The organism is Helicobacter felistomachi (assembly GCF_030296895.1).
Taxonomy (GTDB): Bacteria; Campylobacterota; Campylobacteria; order Campylobacterales; family Helicobacteraceae; genus Helicobacter; species Helicobacter felistomachi.
In genome coordinates this window covers 1205699-1224311 of sequence record NZ_AP028022.1, presented here as the reverse complement: position 1 = coordinate 1224311, position 18613 = coordinate 1205699, and the positions used below count along the sequence as shown (strand labels likewise).

17 protein-coding genes and 3 pseudogenes are annotated in these 18613 nt (G+C 48.0%); 12 read left to right on the top strand and 8 right to left on the bottom strand.

Annotated features, from left to right (window positions below):
* Positions 1-669 precede the first annotated feature (669 nt).
* Positions 670-1074, top strand: a pseudogene (locus QUE23_RS10210) (methyl-accepting chemotaxis protein); the annotation flags it as partial.
* A 319-nt stretch (positions 1075-1393) separates the two neighbouring features.
* Here QUE23_RS10210 and QUE23_RS06450 read toward each other — a convergent pair.
* Positions 1394-1573, bottom strand: coding sequence for a hypothetical protein (locus QUE23_RS06450; RefSeq protein WP_286348258.1), 180 nt, complete (start codon positions 1571-1573; stop codon positions 1394-1396).
* Positions 1545-1763 (bottom strand): hypothetical protein, encoded by a 219-nt coding sequence (locus QUE23_RS06445; protein WP_286348257.1) that lies wholly within the window; start codon positions 1761-1763, stop codon positions 1545-1547. The genes QUE23_RS06450 and QUE23_RS06445 overlap by 29 nt, the downstream gene beginning before the upstream one ends.
* 230 nt (positions 1764-1993) lie before the next feature.
* Here QUE23_RS06445 and QUE23_RS06440 point away from each other — a divergent pair.
* The 8 genes and pseudogenes from QUE23_RS06440 to QUE23_RS06410 all read left to right on the top strand — a co-directional run bounded on the left by QUE23_RS06440 (position 1994) and on the right by QUE23_RS06410 (position 10262).
* A pseudogene (locus QUE23_RS06440) lies at positions 1994-3603 on the top strand (inorganic phosphate transporter).
* Between the two features lie 75 nt (positions 3604-3678).
* Positions 3679-4743 carry a hemolysin family protein gene (locus QUE23_RS06435; protein ID WP_353622219.1) on the top strand — a complete coding sequence of 355 codons (1065 nt, stop codon included), beginning with the start codon at positions 3679-3681 and terminating at the stop codon, positions 4741-4743.
* Between the two features lie 37 nt (positions 4744-4780).
* Positions 4781-4986, top strand: a pseudogene (locus tag QUE23_RS10015) (transporter associated domain-containing protein).
* Positions 4986-6506 (top strand): TolC family protein, encoded by a 1521-nt coding sequence (locus QUE23_RS06430; RefSeq protein ID WP_286348256.1) that lies wholly within the window; start codon positions 4986-4988, stop codon positions 6504-6506. The pseudogene QUE23_RS10015 and the gene QUE23_RS06430 overlap by 1 nt, the downstream one beginning before the upstream one ends.
* 9 nt (positions 6507-6515) lie before the next feature.
* Positions 6516-7499 (top strand): HlyD family secretion protein, encoded by a 984-nt coding sequence (locus tag QUE23_RS06425; RefSeq protein WP_286348255.1) that lies wholly within the window; start codon positions 6516-6518, stop codon positions 7497-7499.
* A 6-nt stretch (positions 7500-7505) separates the two neighbouring features.
* Positions 7506-8561 (top strand): ABC transporter permease, encoded by a 1056-nt coding sequence (locus tag QUE23_RS06420; protein ID WP_286348254.1) that lies wholly within the window; start codon positions 7506-7508, stop codon positions 8559-8561.
* Positions 8554-9675, top strand: a complete 1122-nt coding sequence (locus tag QUE23_RS06415; RefSeq protein ID WP_286348253.1) for an ABC transporter permease — start codon at positions 8554-8556, stop codon at positions 9673-9675. The genes QUE23_RS06420 and QUE23_RS06415 overlap by 8 nt, the downstream gene beginning before the upstream one ends.
* Positions 9676-9689: 14 nt before the next feature.
* Complete coding sequence (locus tag QUE23_RS06410; RefSeq protein WP_286348252.1) at positions 9690-10262, top strand: hypothetical protein; 573 nt, start codon at positions 9690-9692, stop codon at positions 10260-10262.
* A 66-nt stretch (positions 10263-10328) separates the two neighbouring features.
* Here QUE23_RS06410 and efp read toward each other — a convergent pair whose 3' ends face one another.
* From efp to QUE23_RS06395, 3 genes are read right to left on the bottom strand one after another with little or no spacing between them, the layout of a single operon-like run.
* Positions 10329-10892: an elongation factor P gene (efp, locus tag QUE23_RS06405; RefSeq protein ID WP_286348251.1), complete on the bottom strand. Its 564-nt coding sequence runs from the start codon at positions 10890-10892 to the stop codon at positions 10329-10331.
* Positions 10893-10908: 16 nt separating this feature from the next.
* Positions 10909-11832: a class II fructose-bisphosphate aldolase gene (locus tag QUE23_RS06400; RefSeq protein WP_286348250.1), complete on the bottom strand. Its 924-nt coding sequence runs from the start codon at positions 11830-11832 to the stop codon at positions 10909-10911.
* Positions 11833-11842: 10 nt separating this feature from the next.
* Positions 11843-12757: a peptidylprolyl isomerase gene (locus tag QUE23_RS06395; RefSeq protein WP_286348249.1), complete on the bottom strand. Its 915-nt coding sequence runs from the start codon at positions 12755-12757 to the stop codon at positions 11843-11845.
* 133 nt (positions 12758-12890) lie between these two features.
* Between QUE23_RS06395 and QUE23_RS06390 the strand changes: the two genes are divergently transcribed.
* Positions 12891-13622 (top strand): EI24 domain-containing protein, encoded by a 732-nt coding sequence (locus tag QUE23_RS06390; protein ID WP_286348248.1) that lies wholly within the window; start codon positions 12891-12893, stop codon positions 13620-13622.
* Here the strand turns inward: QUE23_RS06390 and crcB are convergent.
* From crcB to QUE23_RS06375, 3 genes are read right to left on the bottom strand one after another with little or no spacing between them, the layout of a single operon-like run.
* On the bottom strand, positions 13606-13989 hold the full coding sequence (gene crcB, locus QUE23_RS06385) for a fluoride efflux transporter CrcB (RefSeq protein WP_286348247.1): 384 nt from the start codon (positions 13987-13989) through the stop codon (positions 13606-13608). The two genes, QUE23_RS06390 and crcB, sit on opposite strands and share 17 nt — an antisense overlap.
* A gap of 37 nt (positions 13990-14026) precedes the next feature.
* A complete protein-coding gene (locus QUE23_RS06380) occupies positions 14027-14686 on the bottom strand; it encodes a uroporphyrinogen-III synthase (protein WP_286348246.1) in 660 nt (219 codons plus the stop codon).
* Positions 14686-15003 (bottom strand): rhodanese-like domain-containing protein, encoded by a 318-nt coding sequence (locus tag QUE23_RS06375; protein WP_286348245.1) that lies wholly within the window; start codon positions 15001-15003, stop codon positions 14686-14688. The genes QUE23_RS06380 and QUE23_RS06375 overlap by 1 nt, the downstream gene beginning before the upstream one ends.
* A gap of 106 nt (positions 15004-15109) precedes the next feature.
* Here QUE23_RS06375 and QUE23_RS06370 point away from each other — a divergent pair, with 106 nt between their 5' ends.
* Positions 15110-17926 (top strand): FAD-binding and (Fe-S)-binding domain-containing protein, encoded by a 2817-nt coding sequence (locus QUE23_RS06370; protein ID WP_286348244.1) that lies wholly within the window; start codon positions 15110-15112, stop codon positions 17924-17926.
* Positions 17919-18599 (top strand): di-trans,poly-cis-decaprenylcistransferase, encoded by a 681-nt coding sequence (locus QUE23_RS06365; RefSeq protein WP_286348243.1) that lies wholly within the window; start codon positions 17919-17921, stop codon positions 18597-18599. Before QUE23_RS06370 ends, QUE23_RS06365 begins: the two co-directional genes overlap by 8 nt.
* Positions 18600-18613: the final 14 nt, after the last annotated feature.

Genomic DNA, 18613 nt, shown 5'->3' with positions numbered 1-18613 from the left:
ATGAATCTTTACATCAAAAAGCAAATCGTGGCACGTGTGCATAAAGTGGTAGCCACACTCAACAGCTTTTTTAGACTGCTCAATCACGAAGAAAATGTCCAGTTAGAAATCTACCACTCAACCCAAAAAGATGAAATAGGCTGGATGCTTAACTCCATCAATGCCAACATCACTAAGATACAACAAGTTTTCCACGATGACAATGCTGCGGTGGTGGAGACCACACAATTAGCCCTAGATGTCCAACAGGGCATCATTGTTGCCAAAGAAGCGCAAAGCAAAGCCAACACGCCCAAACTCTTAGAACTCATCAAGGTGACACACACGATGGTGGAGAGTCTGGAGAGGGGTGTGGGTTCGGATTTGAATAAAATTTTATCGGTCGTGCATGCCTACCAAAATTTAGATTTCACCCCACAAATTAAAGGTGCAAAAGGAGAGATTGAAGTTTCTATTAACCAGCTGGGCGAAGAGATTGTTGCCATGCTAAACACTTCTTTAAATTTTGCCAACCAACTCAACACCAAAGCCTCAGATTTAAAAGAGAGTATGGAAAAACTCTCCTCTAGCTCGACCAAACAATCTGCTGAAATCAAACAAGCCACCCAAAACATTGAGGGCATCACGCAAAACATCACCGATGTCAGCACCAAGAGCGATGAGATGATCGCCCAAAGCCAAGACATCAAAAGCATTGTGGAGATCATTAGAGACATCGCCGATCAAACCAACTTATTAGCCCTAAACGCCGCCATTGAAGCGGCCAGAGCGGGCGAGCACGGACGGGGCTTTGCGGTCGTGGCCGATGAAGTGCGTAAACTTGCCGAGCGCACCCAAAAGTCTTTGAGCGAGATTGAAAGCAATATCAATGTATTGCTCCAAAGCATTGCCGACAACTCAACAGCCATTAAAGCCCAAGCCTCTGCGGTGCTAGACATCAATAAAGCGATGGGACAATTTGACGCGAGCTTGACACATAATTTAAACATTGCCCAAAATTGCTTAGACATCAGTCAAGAGATCGAACACATCGCCAGCGATATTTTAGAAGACACGGGCAAGAAGAAGTTTTAAGAGGAGTTTAAGACTAGGCAAGATTGAGACCAGCTGAGTTCACACAGGGGAGACTGCGCCAAGTGGGGGTTGTCACTTCTTGTAAAGATAGGATCATGTCTTTAATGGACAATATTCCAAAAGCTCTCCAACTCTGCAAAAGCTAGAAAAACCCATCAAGTGGTGGAAATATTCGCATCGGTTAGAGGATAAGAGGGGTTGTGCAGAGTTGTAAAGGTAAATATAAAACATCCAGCAAAAAGGATTGAGAAAAAAGCCCATACATCTTAGTGGATGGGTTTCAATAATACTGCAAAAATGACTCCTTTGTCCTCTAACTCTAAGCTCTAGAGAGCATCTCAAACTTTAAGTCCAACTCAAAGCGTTTTTCAGCCACTTCTTTGAGTATCCCTAAATCCCTTAAACGCAAAATATCTAGCTCTATCTCGTTTGTAATGACCTTTAAGGCAGTGCCAATGATAGAAAGATACCTAATTGTACGCCTTTTGGTAACGGGCATCGTCTAGGCGTTGATCGTTGATCCGTTCTAGGACATCTTTAGGGACCCCAATTTTCTTTTTAGTTTTTTGTGGGATTTCTTGGAGACTATCTTTGTAGATTTTCCAAAACGCCTCCTCTACAAGCGCGCTCTCATCGATCAAGAGCACATCGTGGCTTTGGATGAAGGTGGCTAAATCAGGGTTTTGCATACAACCAAACTCCTAAGCCCCTATCCCCCCCGCCCCGTGAATGGGTGAATGTAGCACAATCAAAGTAAGCCACAAGGGGCAAAAGTTAACAGATTTTTACACTTGGCAAACGATCGTAAAACGCTAATAAAATGTTAGAGGCGTAAAAAAGCCAAGGTTTTTAAGCGTCATGTTTAAGCGTTTCTTAGAGATTTTTATATTAAAGTCTTAGCCGTCAATGAAAGCTACCCATGAAGTCTAAAACCACTAACCCTACGGGCTCTATCCAAAAAGCCTTTAAAGAACTCCAAAGGGACAATGTCAAGATCACCCTAGCCATTGTGTTTGTCGTGGCGGCGGCGGGCTTGGCACTCATCTGTAGCCACACACCTATACATCTACCTTTGCTGGCTTTAAGTGCGGTCGTGGGGGGGTATATGGCGATGAACATCGGAGCAAACGATGTCGCTAACAATGTTGGCCCCCTGGTGGGCTCTCAAGCAATCACTTTAGGCATGGCACTTTTGATGGCGGCTTTTTGCGAAGTTTTAGGCGCAGTGCTGGCGGGCAGTGAAGTCGTGCAGAGCATTAAGGGCAAAATCATCGACCCCGAGCACATCCAAAACACCACGGTTTTTGTGGGGATGATGTTTTCGGCTCTGCTCTCAGGGGCAATTTGGCTGCATCTAGCCACAGCCATTGGTGCGCCCGTTTCTACCACACACTCCATTGTGGGTGGGGTGCTTGGGGCGGGGCTGGTGGCTGGGGGGCTGGGGCTGTGGATTGGCCCTTTTTGGGTGGGATTGTGGCTAGTTGGGTCATCTCGCCTGTGATGGGCGGGGGGATTGCGATGGGGCTTATGGTCTTGTTTAAGCAGAGCATCAGCGATCGAGAAGACAAGAAAAACGCCGCCCTAAAGGCGATGCCCCTAGTGGTGGGGGTGATGGGCTTGGCGTTTAGCTGGTATATGCTGGCAAAGGTTCTACGCACGCCGCTAGGCTTGGTTAACGAATTTCTCTTAAGCGTGGGGGTGGGACTACTCGCCTACCATGTCTTTAAAAGTTATGTGGCTTCTAAGTTAAACAGCCTAGAAAACACTAAAGAGAGCGTACACACGCTTTTTACTCTACCTTTGGTCTTTAGTGCCGCTTTGCTTAGCTTTGCCCATGGGGCCAATGATGTGGCTAATGCTGTGGGGCCCCTCGCGGCGATTGTGCAGAGTTTGCAAGAGTGGGGACACCACGCCATCCCCACCAAAGCCTATGCGCCGTTGTGGATCATGCTGGTTGGGGGGCTTGGCATCGCCACGGGGCTTAGTTTGTATGGCCCCCGCTTGATTAAAACCGTGGGCAGTGAAATCACTGAGCTAGACAAAATGCAAGCCTTTTGTATCGCCATGGCAACCGTGATCACAGTGTTGTTGGCTTCTAAGTTGGGCTTACCTGTGAGTTCTACGCACATCACGATCGGGGCAGTGTTTGGAGTGGGGTTTTTAAGGGAGTTCTTGCAAAAACGACTCTTTGAGATGAAACAGATGATTCTAGACGCACACCACGGCGAAGACGCGGGCGTGATCAAGAATTTCTTAGACCGCTTTGAAAAGGCCAACCCCAAACAGAAAAAAGAAATGCTCATCTATCTAAAAACTTTACGCAAAGAAAACAACACTTTAGAATACACCGTGGGCTTAAGCAAGAAAGAGCGCAAACGTCTAAAGAAAGCCTATAAGAGCGAGCTCGTCAAACGCTCCGTGATCAAGCGCATCATCACGGCGTGGCTCATCACCGTGCCCATTTCCGCCCTACTTGGAGCCTTAGGCTATTATCTAATAGATACTTTTAAGATTGTGGAGAGACTTTAGATTGTTGTTTGTTAATGATATTTTGTTAGATAGAATGGGGTTTGTTTGTCTGGGCTAAAATTTTAAGGAGAGTCTTTGGAAATTTACGAGTCGCTTACCATGTGCGCTCTCGCCCTCCTCTTGGTTTTATGCAACGCCTTTTTTGTGCTCTCCGAGTTTGCCATTGTCAAGGTCAGACGCTCTAAACTTGAAGAATTGAGCCTACACAACAACCCCAACGCTACACTCGCCCTCAAAATCAACGCTTCGGTAAACACCTACTTGAGTGCCACACAACTAGGTGTTACCTTGGCTTCTTTGGGGCTGGGTTGGCTGGGAGAGCCTGCCCTAGCGCATTTGATCACTTTAATATTGCATAAATGGGTGCATTTTTCTGCCTTAAGTGCTGTGATACACGCCTTGAGTGTGGTGATTGCTTTTTGCTTAATCACTTTGTTGCATGTGATCTTGGGGGAGATTGTGCCTAAGTCGGTTGCCATCGTGCGGGCAGAAAGCGTGGTTTTGTGGGTGGCTAGACCCTTGCACGCCTTTTGGATGCTCTCTTATCCCATCGTTAATCTCTTCGACTTTTTGGCGCGCTTGGTGCTCAAGCTCTTTGGCATTGAGCCACAGAAAGACAGCGCACACTCAGAGGAGGAGATTAAAATCATTGTGGGGGAGAGTTTAAGGGGTGGGGTGATCGACTATGTGGAGGAGGAGTTGATTAAAAATGCCGTGGATTTCTCCGACACGAGTGCCAAAGAGATCATGACTCCACGCAACGACATGGTGTGCTTAGACACCAAACAGACCCACGAACAACATCTACAAACGATATTAAAGCACCCCTTCACCCGCTATCCTTGTTGTGAAGGGCATAAGGACAACATCCTAGGAGTCGTGCACATCAAAGATATTTTATCCGCCCCCATTTTAGAGCGCAAAGAACCCGACTTAAAGCATTTGTTGCAAGAGGTGTTGATTGTGCCTGAGAGCGCGTCCATTTCGCAAATTCTCATTAAAATGAACCAACAGCAAAGACGCATGGCATTGGTGGTGGACGAGTATGGGGGACTTCAGGGGTGCTTACGATGGACGACATTTTTGAGGAAATCATGGGGGATATTTTTGAGGGGCAAAACGAGAATAAAGGGGGATTAAAAAATTAGACGAATACACCTTTGAATGCGATGGACGCGTGGATTTAGAGAGCGTGGAGGAGCTGTTGGGTTTTCGTTTCGAACACAATTACGAGCAGGTTACTTTGGGGGGTATGTTTTTAGCTTGCTAGAGAGATTGCCGGAGGTGGGCGATGTGGTGGGCGATGATCGGTGCATTTTTGAGGTGTTGGACATGGATAAAGCCCGGATTAGCAAGCTCAAACTTGTCAAAAAGGATTTATGATGCGCTTTAACAATCGGTTTGGGGTGTTGGTGGGGCTGCTTAGCGGTGCGTTGGCAGCACAAACAGAGTTAAGCCCCTTGCAAATGGAAGCTAAAAAGCCTATAAATTTAAATGCGCTGCAGACGGATAAACCCACGAAGATCACACTCAAGCAGGCGTGGGGCATGGTGTTAGCCAATTACGATGGCATCAAGGCGCAGGACTACGCCGAAAAGAAGGCAAAAAAATTAAGCACAGCGGCGAAACTCTCTTTTTTGCCCGAGATCGATTTGAGTGCCTTTTACGCCCATTTAGGCAAGCCCGTCACCATTTCGCCCTTTAGCGGTTCGGACAAAGCCCAAATACAAAACTTCGCCACGGGGCTGGAGCGCTTTTTAGGCCAACCCGCCTTAGCGCAAATGGGAGGCATGGCGGTGGCTCACGGGATTGGGAATATGATAGGCGGCCTTACCCAACCTTTTTTATTCTCTAAGCAAAACATTGTGATGGGGGCTTTGAGCATCATTTATCCGTTGTATATGGGTGGGGAGCGCTTTTATATGACAAAGCTCGCCTCTTTGGCGCATAAAGAGTCGATGGAAGTTTCTCGGCTTAAAAAGCTTTCCACCTTTCAAGAGTTGGTTAAAATTTACTATGGTTTGGTGCTGAATATGGAGGTGGATGAGGTGCTTAAAGATGTGCAGGCGGGGCATTTGAAGCACTACCAAAACGCCCTAAAACGCCTAAAAGCCGGACAAATCGCCAAAGTGGAAGCCTTAAGCGCCCAAGTGGCTTATGAAAAAAGCAAGACAAAATCCATGCAGGCAGACGATGCGCTGGAGGTGGCGACTTTGGCGTTCAACACCATTTTAAGTAGCCAAAATATCCCCGTGGAAAAAGCCCACTTCGCCCCCACGGCGCATTTAAACATCCGCCCCAAAGCCCTGCCCAGTTTAGCCTTTTTTGAGCAAGAAACTCTAAGCTCTTATCCCGTGCTAAGAAGTTTGGCGATCAAACAACAAAGTGCAAGACAAATGACAAAATTACAAGTGGCGAAGTTTCTCCCCCATTTTAATTTCTTTGGGGCGTATTTGATGAAAGAGAACAACTCCACGATGATGAATATGATCCCCGAGTGGTTTGTGGGCGTGGGTGCAAGACTGCCCATTTTAACCCCCAATGGGCGCATCATGCATTATCAAGCGGCCAAGATCGACGAGCTGCAAACATCGGCTTTGCAAAGCCAAGCCAAAAAAGACATGGAGTTGTTGGTGCATAAAACCTACTTGCAATGCCAAGCCTTGCTCAAAGAGTATAAGAGCCTAGACACAAGCGTGGAGCTGGCTAAAGAGAATTTAAAATTGCAAGAAGAGGCATTTAATCAGGGCATGGCGACCAATGCGATGGTGGTGGATGCCCGCAACTCGTTGGCCGGCATTTTGGTGGAGCAAAAGACCCACGCCTACAAGTACATCAGTGCGTTGGTGGATTTAATGGTGCTTAGCGGACACACTGATCTATTTTACGATTTTGTTTACTAAGGAAATGGAGTGAAGACGACAAAGACCCCGATCATCCTGGCCGCTTTGGCGGCAGTGGGGATTTTAATTTGGCTCGGACAGATGTATTACAGCACTTACAACCACAAACAGCAACGCCTGCAAGGCTTCATAGAGGCTAGAGAGTATAGCGTGAGCTCCAAGCTTGCCGGGCGGGTGGAGAGTGTGCTTGTCAACAAGGGCGATTACATCAAAAAAGGAGATTTAGTCTTTACGATCGACAGCCCCGAAGCAGAGGCAAAACTACTGCAAGCCAGCTCTAGCCACAAAGCCGCCAAAGCCTTGAGCAATGAAGTGCTAAGGGGCAGCCGCAGCCAAACCATCAAGAGTGCTCAAGATGTCTATCAAGCCGCCAAAGCGCAAAGCGATTTAGCCGAAGAAACCTATAAACGAATCCAAAGCCTTTATGATAAGGGCGTGGCGAGTCTACAAAAGCGCGATGAGGCTTACGCGGCCTTTCAGAGCGCCACCTTTAAGAAAAACGCCACCTACGAGCAATACCAACTCGCCCTAGAGGGCGCATCCAATGAGAGTAAAATCGCCGCTAAAGAAAAAGAGCAGGCTGCTTTAGGACAACTCAATGAAGTGCAAGCGTTTTTAAGGGATAAAAAGGCCTACAGCCCCATCGATGGCGAAGTGAGCAATGTGTTGCTTTATGGTGGAGAGTTAAGCCCTAAAGGCTTTCCCGTGGTGCTTGTAACCGACACCGCCCATGCGTGGTTGGATTTGAGCGTGCCTGAAAAGTATTTGAGCCGCTTTAAAAAAGGGACGACTTTTAAGGGCTACATCCCTGCCTTGAAAGAGAGTGTAGAGTTTAAGGTCACGCACATTGCAGTGATGGGCAACTTTGCGACTTGGAAAAGCACGAACAGCAGCCAAAGCTATGACATGAAAAGCTTTGGCATTGAAGCCACGCCCCTAAAGGACATGCAAGCTTTGCGGGTGGGCATGAGCGTGTTGGTGGATATTCCATAGATCAAGATGTGGGCGAAGTTTTTTAAAACGCGTTTTGCGGTGATGGTGTGTGTGGCCCCGCTCTTTTTTGGGTTTTTGGTGATTGTCTTGTTTTATAGACAAATCCCCACACAGCTAAATATCGGGGTGGTGGATTTGGATCACAGCCACTTAAGCCACGAAATGGTGCGCTCACTCAATGCCAGCAGTGCCCTGAAGGTGGTGCATTTTTACAGCAATTTGGATCAGGCCAAGCCCTTTTTAGCCTCTAAAAAAATCTATGGGGTGGTGGTCTTTCCTAAGAATTTGGAGCGGCAGGTCAAACTCGGCGTGCAAACCCCCATAGCCCTGTACTACAACGCCACCTATGTGCTGGTGGGTAAAACCTTGCTGAACGCCTTTTTATACACGCTGTCTACTTTAGAGATCAAACAAGATGTCGCCACGAATTTAAAGCTGCACAGCGATTTAAACACCGCCAAAGCCCTCGCCTTCCCCGTGTATGTTGATCTACACACTCTGTTTAATGAACACAACAACTACGCCCAATTTTTGTTGATGGCGATCTTGCCCTGTATATGGCAGATTTTGACGGCTTTGGGAATATTTAACTTCTTGCAAGTGTGCCAAACCTCTAAAGACGTGTGGGGGGCTTTGGGGCTAAACACGCTCATTTTTGGGGCGTGGGGGGTGCTGATGCTCTTTTATCTAAAGCCCTACAACGCCCATTGGGGGCTGTTGTTGCTCTCTGTCTTGCTGTTGGTGGTGGCGATCTCTAGCGTGGTGCTTTTCTTTCACGCCCTCATGAAAGACCCCTTCCGCACCGCCTCCTTTATTGCCCTTTACACCGCCCCTTCTTTGGCCTTTGTGGGCGTAACTTACCCCATAGACAACATGCCGACCTTAGCGCAATTTTGGGGCGCGCTCTTACCCGCCACTTACTTCATCAAAACCGCCATTGCCCTAGACTACTACCAAACCTCCCTGGATTTGGCCTTAAGAGCGCTGTCTAATTTGGCCTGTTTTACACTCTTTTTACCGGTGGGTTTGCTGATTTTTACAAAAGGTTTAAAGCGTGCTTAGGGCCATCGTTGCTGAGTTTAGGCAGATTTTTAGCCATTTAGGTGTGCTGGTGGTGGTGATCGGCGGGCCGCTCTTTTACGCCTTTCTCTACCCTCTGCCCTATAAAAACGACATCGTAACGCGGCAAGCCATCGCCCTAGTCGATCATGACCACAGCCGCCTGTCCCGCCAACTCACAAAAATGCTTGAGGCGACCCAAGAGGTCAAAATTACCGCCCGCCCAAGCTCCATGCAAGAGGCTAAAAAACTTTTAGAACAAGAAAAGGTGTTTGGGATTTTGCTGATCCCTAGATTCTTTGAGCGGCATGTATACACCAGCATCCCCGCAAAAGTTGAGCTGTATGCCAACGCCAATTATTTTCTCATTTACAGCACCATCGGACACGCCACCGCCATGGCCGTGCAAGCTTTAAGCCAAAAGGTCAAAATCTATAAGGATTTATCCTTAACAGAGAACACCACGGAGCACAACCTCTTTGACCTGCAAACCATCCCCCTTTACAACCCTTCCATCGGTTATCTTAACTACGCCATCGCCCATGTTTTTATCTTCATTTTGCACCAAACACTCTTGATCGGGATAGGGGCGATCACTTGCGCCAACCTTAGACGCTTTGAGGGCTTTGGGGAGGCACTGCAAGTCTGTTTGGCGCGTTCGTTGTGCTTTACATTCTTATACCTTTTCCACATGTTGCTCTACTTTGGGGTGCTCTTCCCCTACTATGGTGTACACATCCACGCCAACCCCACGCAGTTGTTGGCCTTTGGCCTCGTTTTTCTCTTTGCAGTGTCTAGCTGTGGAGTGCTCTTTGGGACATTTTTAACCAAACCCGCCCACGCCACACAGATTGTCCTTGTCAGCTCTTTGCCCCTTGTATTTATGATGGGCTTTATTTGGCCCACGGAGCTCATCCCCGCCTTTTTGCGCCTGCCCTTGCAGCTCATCCCCGCCACGCATGGCATTTCGGGCTTTGTGATGCTCAACCAATTTGCTGCTCCCTTTAGCGCGGTGCTCTATGACCTGTGCGCCTTGATCGTTTTGGCGGTTGGTGGGCTGGTGGCGGGGGCGTGGCAGCTCACAAGGACAGATTCTATGACCATGAATCAAATTTAAATGAAAGGATTGAAATGTCTAGGCGTATCGCTTTAACTTTAGCTAGCGCATTCATTTTGGGGGCGTGTAGCTCAGGCCCCAAACAGGCGGTCTTTTTGCAAAACATGCCCAGTTGGATGGTGCATGACATGAGTGGCTACACCACACAAGGCATCGACAGCTCCCATGTGATCGATGGCCAAGTGCAAAGATCGGAGACGATTGCCAGGGAGCGCGCCCGTTTTAGAGTGGCGATCCACATCGCCAACAAAATCAAAGAAGTCTACACTGCCAGCCAAAATACCCACCAAAAGCCCTACGACGATGCAATTTTTAACCAAATCATCCAAGCCATTGCTGCCAGCTTAGGGCATGGGGTGCAGCTGGGTGAGTATATCAACCCCAACAATGAAGAGGTCTTTATGTTGGTGCAGGTGAACTTTTACGATCCTGTGAAACTCCAAGCAGATTTGGAAAGCATCAAATCTTTGGCCCCAGAAACGATTCGGCAGATCACTGTAGGTGTGAAAAAGATTTTTGATGAAGTGAGTTTAGAGAACGACACAAAAAGCCATCACGAATTCACAAAAGAGCGCGGGGGGCATTAAGTTTCCTCGGGGGGTGTCAAGAAGATGCTTGAAGGGTGCCACCAGAGGGGGCACAAAGCAGAAGAGTTACTTCACCTTTTCGAGGTATTCGCCCGTTTGGGTGTTGACTTTAATCACCTCACCCTCAAGCACATGGAAGGGGACTTGCACCACGGCGCCCGTTTCTAGCGTGGCGGGCTTTTTGCCCGCACTGGAAGTGTCGCCCTTGAAGTTAGGGGGGGTTTCTGTGATCTTTAACTCCACGACTTGGGCGACTTCAACAGAGATCGCCTTGTCGTTGTGGAAAAGCACTTGCACTTGTGAGCCATCGAGCATCCATTTAGGCGCATCGCCCACTTGATCCTCTGTGAGGGCAATCTGCTCGTAGGTTTCCGTGTCCATGAACTGGTAGCTGCTTCCATCAAAGTAGAGAAATTGCATGGGTTTTTGCAACAAGTTGGGCTCATCGCATTTATCGCCGGCATGGAAAGTCTTTTCAATCACCTTGCCATCTAAAAACGACTTGATTTTCGCCCGCACAAAGGCCGCACCCTTACCGGGTTTGACATGTTGGTATTCCACGATGCGGTAAGGCACGCCCTGTATTTCAATTTTCAAATTCTTTTTTAACTCGCCCATGCCAATGGCCATTACATTCCTTTAATCCTTAAATTTTACCCGCACTGCCAAGCACATGCATGCGCTCCACAATGACGGCTTTCACCGCCTCCATGCCGGGGGTGAAATACTTACGCAAGTCAAACTCGCTGGGGTGATCGTTTGCCATTTTACGCACTTGACCGATGAAAGCGAGGCGTAAATCTGTGTCGATGTTGATTTTATTGATCCCACCCTTGATGGACTGCTCAATGAAGTCAAAAGGCACGCCCTTGCCGCCCTTTAAATCCCCACCCGTGCTCAAAAAGGTTTGACGCACGCTCTCAGGGATCGAGCTTGCCCCGTGCAAGACGAGGGGGATATTCGTGCGCTTTTTCACTTCTACAAGACGATCAAAGTCTAGTTTAGGCTCGCCCTTGAACTTAAACGCCCCGTGGCTCGTGCCGATCGCAGGGGCTAAGTAATCTACTTGACTGACCTTTACAAACTCCTCAGCCTCATTAGGATTGACCAACACCGCGTCTTTTTCATCTACAGAGACATTATCTTCAATCCCCATGAGCCGTCCTAGCTCTGCCTCCACGCTCACCCCTTTAGAGTGGGCGTAATCCACCACTTCTTTAGTGAGCTCTAAATTCTCTTTGAAGGGGTGATGGGAGGCATCGATCATCACAGAAGTGAAGCCTGCGTCCACCGCCCTCTTGCAGCTTTCAAAGCTTGTGCCATGGTCTAAATGCAAGGCCACGGGGATATGGGAGTGGCGTTTGCTCATGGTATAGACCATGCTAAGCACCATGTCCATCCCCAAATACTTGATCGCCCCCTCGCTGGCTTGCACGATGAGGGGCGATTGCGCCACATCGGCTGCCTCAAAGATCGTGCGCAACATTTCAAAATTGACAAAGTTGAATGCCCCGACTCCATAGCCCTCTTTGTGGGCTTTGCTTAAAATCTCAATGCCCGTAACTAGCATGCAAGTCCCTCTATTCTTTGGCCATGTGTATTTGCACATGTTTGCGCAATTTTTCTAACTCTCCCTTGACATACTCTTGAAATTTATGCTCTTTGATGATACCAGCAATGGTTTGCTTAGCTTGCTCAAAAGTAGGGGTTTTGGGCTCATTTTTACTGATCAAGTAGATCACATGGTAGCCATACTCGGTTTTTACAGGGGTCCTTGTGTAGCCGCCAGGTTTGAGCGAAAAGACAGCATTAGAGAACTCGGGTGCCATTTGGTTTTTTTGGAATTTACCCAAATCCCCGCCGTTTTTGGTGTTTTTGGTGTTGGGGTCAATGGACTCCTTATTGGCAATGCCAATAAATTCTTGCTCTACTTTATTTTTGGGGACTTTATTAAGCTCGGAGATCACGCGTTTGGCATCCGCCTCGGTTTTCACCAAAATGTGGCGGGCGTGGGCTTCTTGTTGCACGAACTGCGCTTTATTGGCTTCGTAGTATTGTTTTAATTTGGCTTCGGGAATCTCCTCCTTGCCGATCACCTCAGCTTGGCGTTTTGCCCAAGTTTCTACAAGAAGTTGTTTTTTATAAGCCTCCATCCTTTTGGCAAATTCGGCCGTTTCGTCCAACTTCTCTTTTTTGGCTTCTCTTTCAATCAGCAAATTGTTGATAGCCTGTTCTAACAAGGCTTGTTTTTGCTCGGGTTTGAGTTTGTCGAAGTCAAAATTGGGGTTGCGCTGTTTAATGGGGTCAAAGTCGCTCTCTGTGATGTCCACCACTTCGGGTTTGGCAGGGGCTTCTTTGTGTTTTCTGTGGTGTTTACCCTTAGTGGGTGTGTCTTGGGGGGCAGGGAAAGTTACGGTGGCTAAAGTCTCAGCCCCCACAAAACCCACACCCAAAACCCCCATCAAAACCAAACTCATGACGCTTTTCTTAACCATAAAGTTCTCCAAACTATTGTAAAATTGAAACCTTGCACCTTGCGAAGGCATGAAAGGATTATTTTAGCATGCTAAACTTAATATAACCACCTAAACTACTAAAGTAGGCTATCTTAAACAATGGGGAAGGAAAATGGAAACACCACTACAAATCATCCGCAAAAGCTGGAAAGACTTTTTTAGCTGGAAGATGTTGTTTTTAAATTTAGGGCCCGTGTTCTTAGGGGTGCTCTTTTGGGGGGTGGTCTTGTTCCACTTTGGGGGCAATATGGTGCGCATCATCGAGGGCTTTTTACCCACAAGTTGGGATCACTACGCCCACACCAATGGGCTTTTGCCCGCCATGGTCTTGCTCACCATTAAGATGTTTACCTATATGCTCTTGCTGCTGAGCGTTTTAATGCTCAGTCTTGTGGGCAATCTCTTCATCTCTCTCTTTTACACCCCTGTGGTGATTTGTTACCTACACCAGAACGACTACACAAACCTGCCCCTAGAAAACTTTGGGGATTTCATGGGCTGTATCCAGCACTTCTTGAAGCAATTTGCCTACCTATGTATGTTTTTAGTGGTGTGTATCCCCCTCTACTTTATCCCCATCATTGGGGTTTTTGTGTCGCTCATCCCGCACTACTTTTTCTTTAAAAACACGATCTCTTTTGACATCGGCAGCTCCATCTACAACCACGAAACTTATCACGAAGTGCTCAAAGACTACAAAGTGCCGCACCATAAAATCGCCATTGCAGCTTACCTGTTCTCTTTGATCCCCATCTTTAACTTCTTTGCCACGCTCTTACAGACCATCATTTTGGCCCGCTTCTTTTTAGACATCAAAGCCCAAAAGGCTAGTGTATCAGTTTAGCCAAGCCCCAGCCTAAAACCACACAGAGCAAACCCAAGAGGTTGCTGCCCACTACATAGGCGATGGCCTCGCTAAAGGCTTGCTTTTGCAAGAGTTTTAGCGTGTCTAGCCCAAAAGAGGAGAAAGTCGTAAAGCCCCCCAAAACCCCCGTGATGAAAAACACGCTCATTTTATCACCCAAAATGGACTTGGCCGCCAAATGCCCCGCAAAGCCGATCACAAAGCACCCAATGAGATTCACGCTAAAAGTGCCGACCGGAAAACTTTGCCAAATCCACAGCTTTGTGGGCGCAATTTTGCCCACAAAATAACGCAAACTCGCCCCCACAGCCCCGCCTAGTGCGGCTAGTAAAAACATGAGATGCATGCCAATCCTTTAAGTTTTCCACAATGCTAGCAAAGATTTAGAGCGTTTTGGCTAACTCTATGCACGCTTCAAGACTGGTCTGCGGGCTTAAATGGGCACAAATGTGCGGATCAAAGGCGTTGAAGGTGCTTGTGCCGATGGCAATAGCGGTGTAGCTAGAATCCCACGCAAAATTTTCTAAAAAATGCCTATAACTGCTAGGAGCTGTAAATATTAATACGGAGTTTGGTTGGGGTCTTTGCTCTTTGGGTAATTTTAAGGGGGTGTTTTGGTAGGCAATTAAAGAGGGCAAAAAATCTAGAGCATGGGTGGCCACTTCTTGGGCGCGCACAAAGAGAGTGGGGTTTGGTAAGAGACCTTCAATCTCTTTAACAAAGCCCTTAGCATGCCCACTTTGCCCCACAAAGGCGACATTAAAGCCCAAATCTTTAGCCACTTGCGCGCTCTTTAAGGCGAGCACAAAAGCGGGCAGGCTTTTTAAAAAGGCGAGGGTGTCGGTGTTTTTTAGGCTGTGCTCTAAACTGAGCGGGGCGTGTTTAGAAGTGAAAAGCAGGGCTTTTAAAGAGGGCAACAGGAGGGCTAGATTGTCTAAATTTAAGGGCAAATAGACAATTTGGCTACAAGCCAAATAACCGACACCAGGGTCTAGTTTTGCACCCGAGTAGGGAGCACTGCCGACGATGACAATCGGGCGCACTAATTTTCTAAAACTTCTAAGCCCGATGCCTTAAAGTCGTCAAAGTCCGCTTTTAAAAAGTAGATGTTAGAAACCCCCGCCCCGTGCAAAGCGTTGGCGTATTGCGCGGCGGTGTTGCCCCGCCAGCATTGTAATAAGATTTTTTCTTGGGGGCGTTCTAAAGCAAACTTCTTAATGGCATTCAAGTCGTCCATGTGGAGTGCTTCTTTTAAATGCGCCTTATGGTAACTCTCAGCGTCTCTTATGTCGATCACGCAATAGTCTTTAGGGTTAAAATGCCCTAGCTCCACGCGTTGATGGGTGTAAGAACTTTCCATAAAAATCCTTTAAAATTTTAGGGGAGATTCTAGCACATTTTCACACACAAAGATAAACAGCCAAAAAAGTAGTAAAATTGCCTTATTTTGACAACAAAGGCAATACATGCAAGAAAATTACACTGCATTCTACCAAGACGCTCAAGAGTTCTTGGGCGATCGTATTTACAAGGATTATTTGCGCCGCGTGGTCTATGGCATAGACGCGTCCTGCTACCGCTATGTCCCCGAGTTGGTCGCCAAAGCCCGCCACGAAGCAGAGATCATGCGCCTTTGCGCTTTGGCTAGGAAACACAACACCCTCCTGACCTTCCGTGCGGCGGGCAGCTCCTTATCTGGACAAGCGTGTGGCAGTGGGGTTTTGGTGATGGCAAATTTAGGCTGGCAAGAAATCAAGCCACAAGATAGCGGGGAGAGTGTGCGGCTTGGCTGTGGAGTGATCGGAGCGCAGGCCAACAATGCTCTTAAGGTGTACCAAAAAAAGATCGGCCCCGACCCAGCGACCATTGCGACTGCGATGGTGGGGGGGATTTTAGCCAACAACGCCAGTGGCATGTGCTGCGGGGTGGCGCAAAACAGCTACAAGACCTTAAAATCTATCCGCGTGATTCTAGCCGATGGCACGCTCTTAGACACGAGCAAACAAGAGAGCGTGGAGGCGTTTAAACAAAGCCACGCCCCGCTCTTAGAGGGGTTATTGGCTCTGCGTGAGGAAGTGCTAGAGGACAAAGAATTACACGCCTTGATTCAAAAGAAATACAAAATCAAAAACACCACGGGTTACAGCCTAAATGCCCTTGTAGACTTTGAAGACCCCATAGACATTTTAAGCCATTTATTCATCGGCTCGGAGGGGACTTTAGGATTCATCTCCAGCTGTGAACTGCATTGTGTGCCCGACTACCCTTATAAAACCTGTTTTTTGCTCTTTTATGAGAGTTTGGCGGCGGGCTTAAAGGGGGTGCAAATTTTAGCGCAAAATGCGGATAAAATCAGTGCCGCTGAATTGATGGACTATGCATGTTTAGCCAGCGTGAAGGGGGCAGAGGGCATGCCAAGTGTGTTAAATGAGCTCAAGCCTGGGTATTCTTGCATTTTAGCGCAGCTTGAAAGCACCGACTTAAACACCCTTGAGGCCAACAGCGCCTTTGTGCTCGAGAAATTGCAAGCCGCCCCTACGATTTTACCCCTAGAGCAAAGCACAGACCCGCAGGTTTATCACACATGGTGGAAAATTAGAAAAGGACTCTTCCCCATTGTGGCCGGTAGACGGCGCAAGGGAGCAAGCGTGATCACCGAGGATTTATGCTTTGACATGGAGCATTTGCAAGAGGGGATCGCCAAGTTGCAGGGCTTGCTTGAAAAACATGGCTTTAAAGATCACAGCGTGATTTTTGGGCATGCTCTAAGTGGCAATTTGCACTTTTTAATCACCCCTATTTTAGAAAACCCCCGTGAAAGGGCACAATTTAGCGCACTCATGGAGGATTTAGCCCAAATGGTGGCATCCTTACAAGGCTCGATCAAAGCCGAGCATGGCACAGGGCGCATGGTTGCCCCCTTTGTCAAGTTAGAATGGGGTGAAAAGGCCTACCAAATTTGTGAGCGCATTAAAGCCTTGTTCGATCCCGATAAGCTTTTAAACCCCGATGTGATCCTTTCAAACGACCCGCAAATCCACACCAAAAACCTTAAAGAGAGCGTGCCCATCGCCCCCGAGCTAGAGGCTTGCATGGAGTGCGGGTTTTGTGAGCGCATTTGCCCAAGCCGCTATTTATCGCTCACCCCCCGCCAGCGCATCGGCCTACAAAGAGAGATCGCCCATTTGAGCCAAAAAGCCGCCCAAGGGCTCGCTACAGACAGAGTGCTCTTAGAAGAGTTGCTCGAGGGTTATGCCTACCTAAGTGATGAAACCTGCGCCGCCTGCCATATGTGCTCCACGCTTTGCCCCTTAGGCATTGACAGCGCCACGATTGCGCTTAAAACCCGCACACAAGAGAAAGCCCCCCTAGTGGCAAAAGAGATTTTAAAACACATGGACGCGGTGGTGGGAGGCTTAAAGGTGGGGCTTGGTGCAGTGCAAATGGGGCAAGTGGTGTTGGGGGCAAATTTGATCCACAAGTGCAGCCAAAAGTTGCACACCAAATTAGGCACGCCCATTGTCCCAAATTACATGCCAAGAAAAAATAAATTCAAACTCACCAGCAAACCCGCCGATCAAAGCGTGCTGTATTTGTCCACTTGCATCAACCGCGCGTTTGCGCCTTCTGGCCTAATGCCCGATCCGCGCAGTTTGCAAGAGGTCTTTGAGTCGCTGTGCCAAAAGGCGGGTTTTGGGGTGATTTACCCTAAAGAATTGCCAAAATTTTGTTGCGGCAAGGCGTTCATTGACTATCAAGATTTAAGCGTGCAGAACATTGAGAAAAACGCCAAACTTTTAAAAGAGTTGTCTAAGAATGGCGCAATCCCCATTGTGCTAGACCACAGCGCATGCAGCGCGTATTTGATCGAGCAGTTGGAGCACACGGGGCTAAAAATCTATGACATGCCTATTTTCATCCAAGAGTTTTTACTGCCCCATTTAAAAATCACGCCCTTAAACGAGGACATTGCGCTTTACACCATGTGTGCGGCCAAACGCTTGGGTTATGCGCAGAACATGCGGGATTTGGCTAAGGCGTGTGTGAGCGGGGAGGTTGTGGAGCACACCGACACGGGTTGTTGCGGCTTTGCGGGCAATAAGGGCTTTTTAACGCCTGAACTCAACGACCATGCCTTGCTCGACTTCACCCACTTCTACAAAGACAAAAAACTTAAAAAAGGCTTTTGCAGCTCCAGCACCTGCGAAGTGGGCTTAAGCCAACACTCTAACATCCCTTTCCAGCACATTGCCTACTTGGTCGACTCGTGCAGCGATGAATAACTTAGCGCATTTAGCCATCATTATGGATGGCAATGGGCGGTGGGCGAAGTTGCAGGGCAAGCCCCGCACCCACGGACACCAACAAGGGATCAATGCCCTAAGAAACATCACCATTTGGTGCGCCAAAGAACACATCGCCTATCTCACGCTTTACGCCTTTTCTACGGAAAATTGGAGTCGCCCCAAGAGCGAAGTGGATTTTTTAATGCGGATGCTGAAAAAATATCTCGTGCAAGAGCGCCCCACTTATTTAGAACATAAAATCCGCTTCAAGGCGATCGGAAATCTCAAGAAGTTCAGCCCCGCCCTGCAAAAGACCATTTTAAATTTGGAGCAAGAAACCGCTAGCCACAATGCCCTAACACAGGTTTTGGCCCTAAACTACGGCGGGCGTGATGAGATCGCACGGGCGTGCAAGCGGGTGTTGGAGTTAGGGCTCAAGGGGGACTTGCAAGAGCTCATCGGGGCGCATTTAGATACAGCGGGGTTGCCCGATGTGGATTTGTTGATTCGCACAGGGGGGGAGATGCGCCTTTCTAATTTTTTGTTGTGGCAATCTAGCTACGCCGAGTTGTTTTTTAGCCCCGTGCTTTGGCCCGACTTCACGCCTGCGCATTTGGTGCAAATCATCGCCTCATTTAACCAAAGACAACGCAAATTTGGTAAGGTGTAACAGAAAGGATTTGA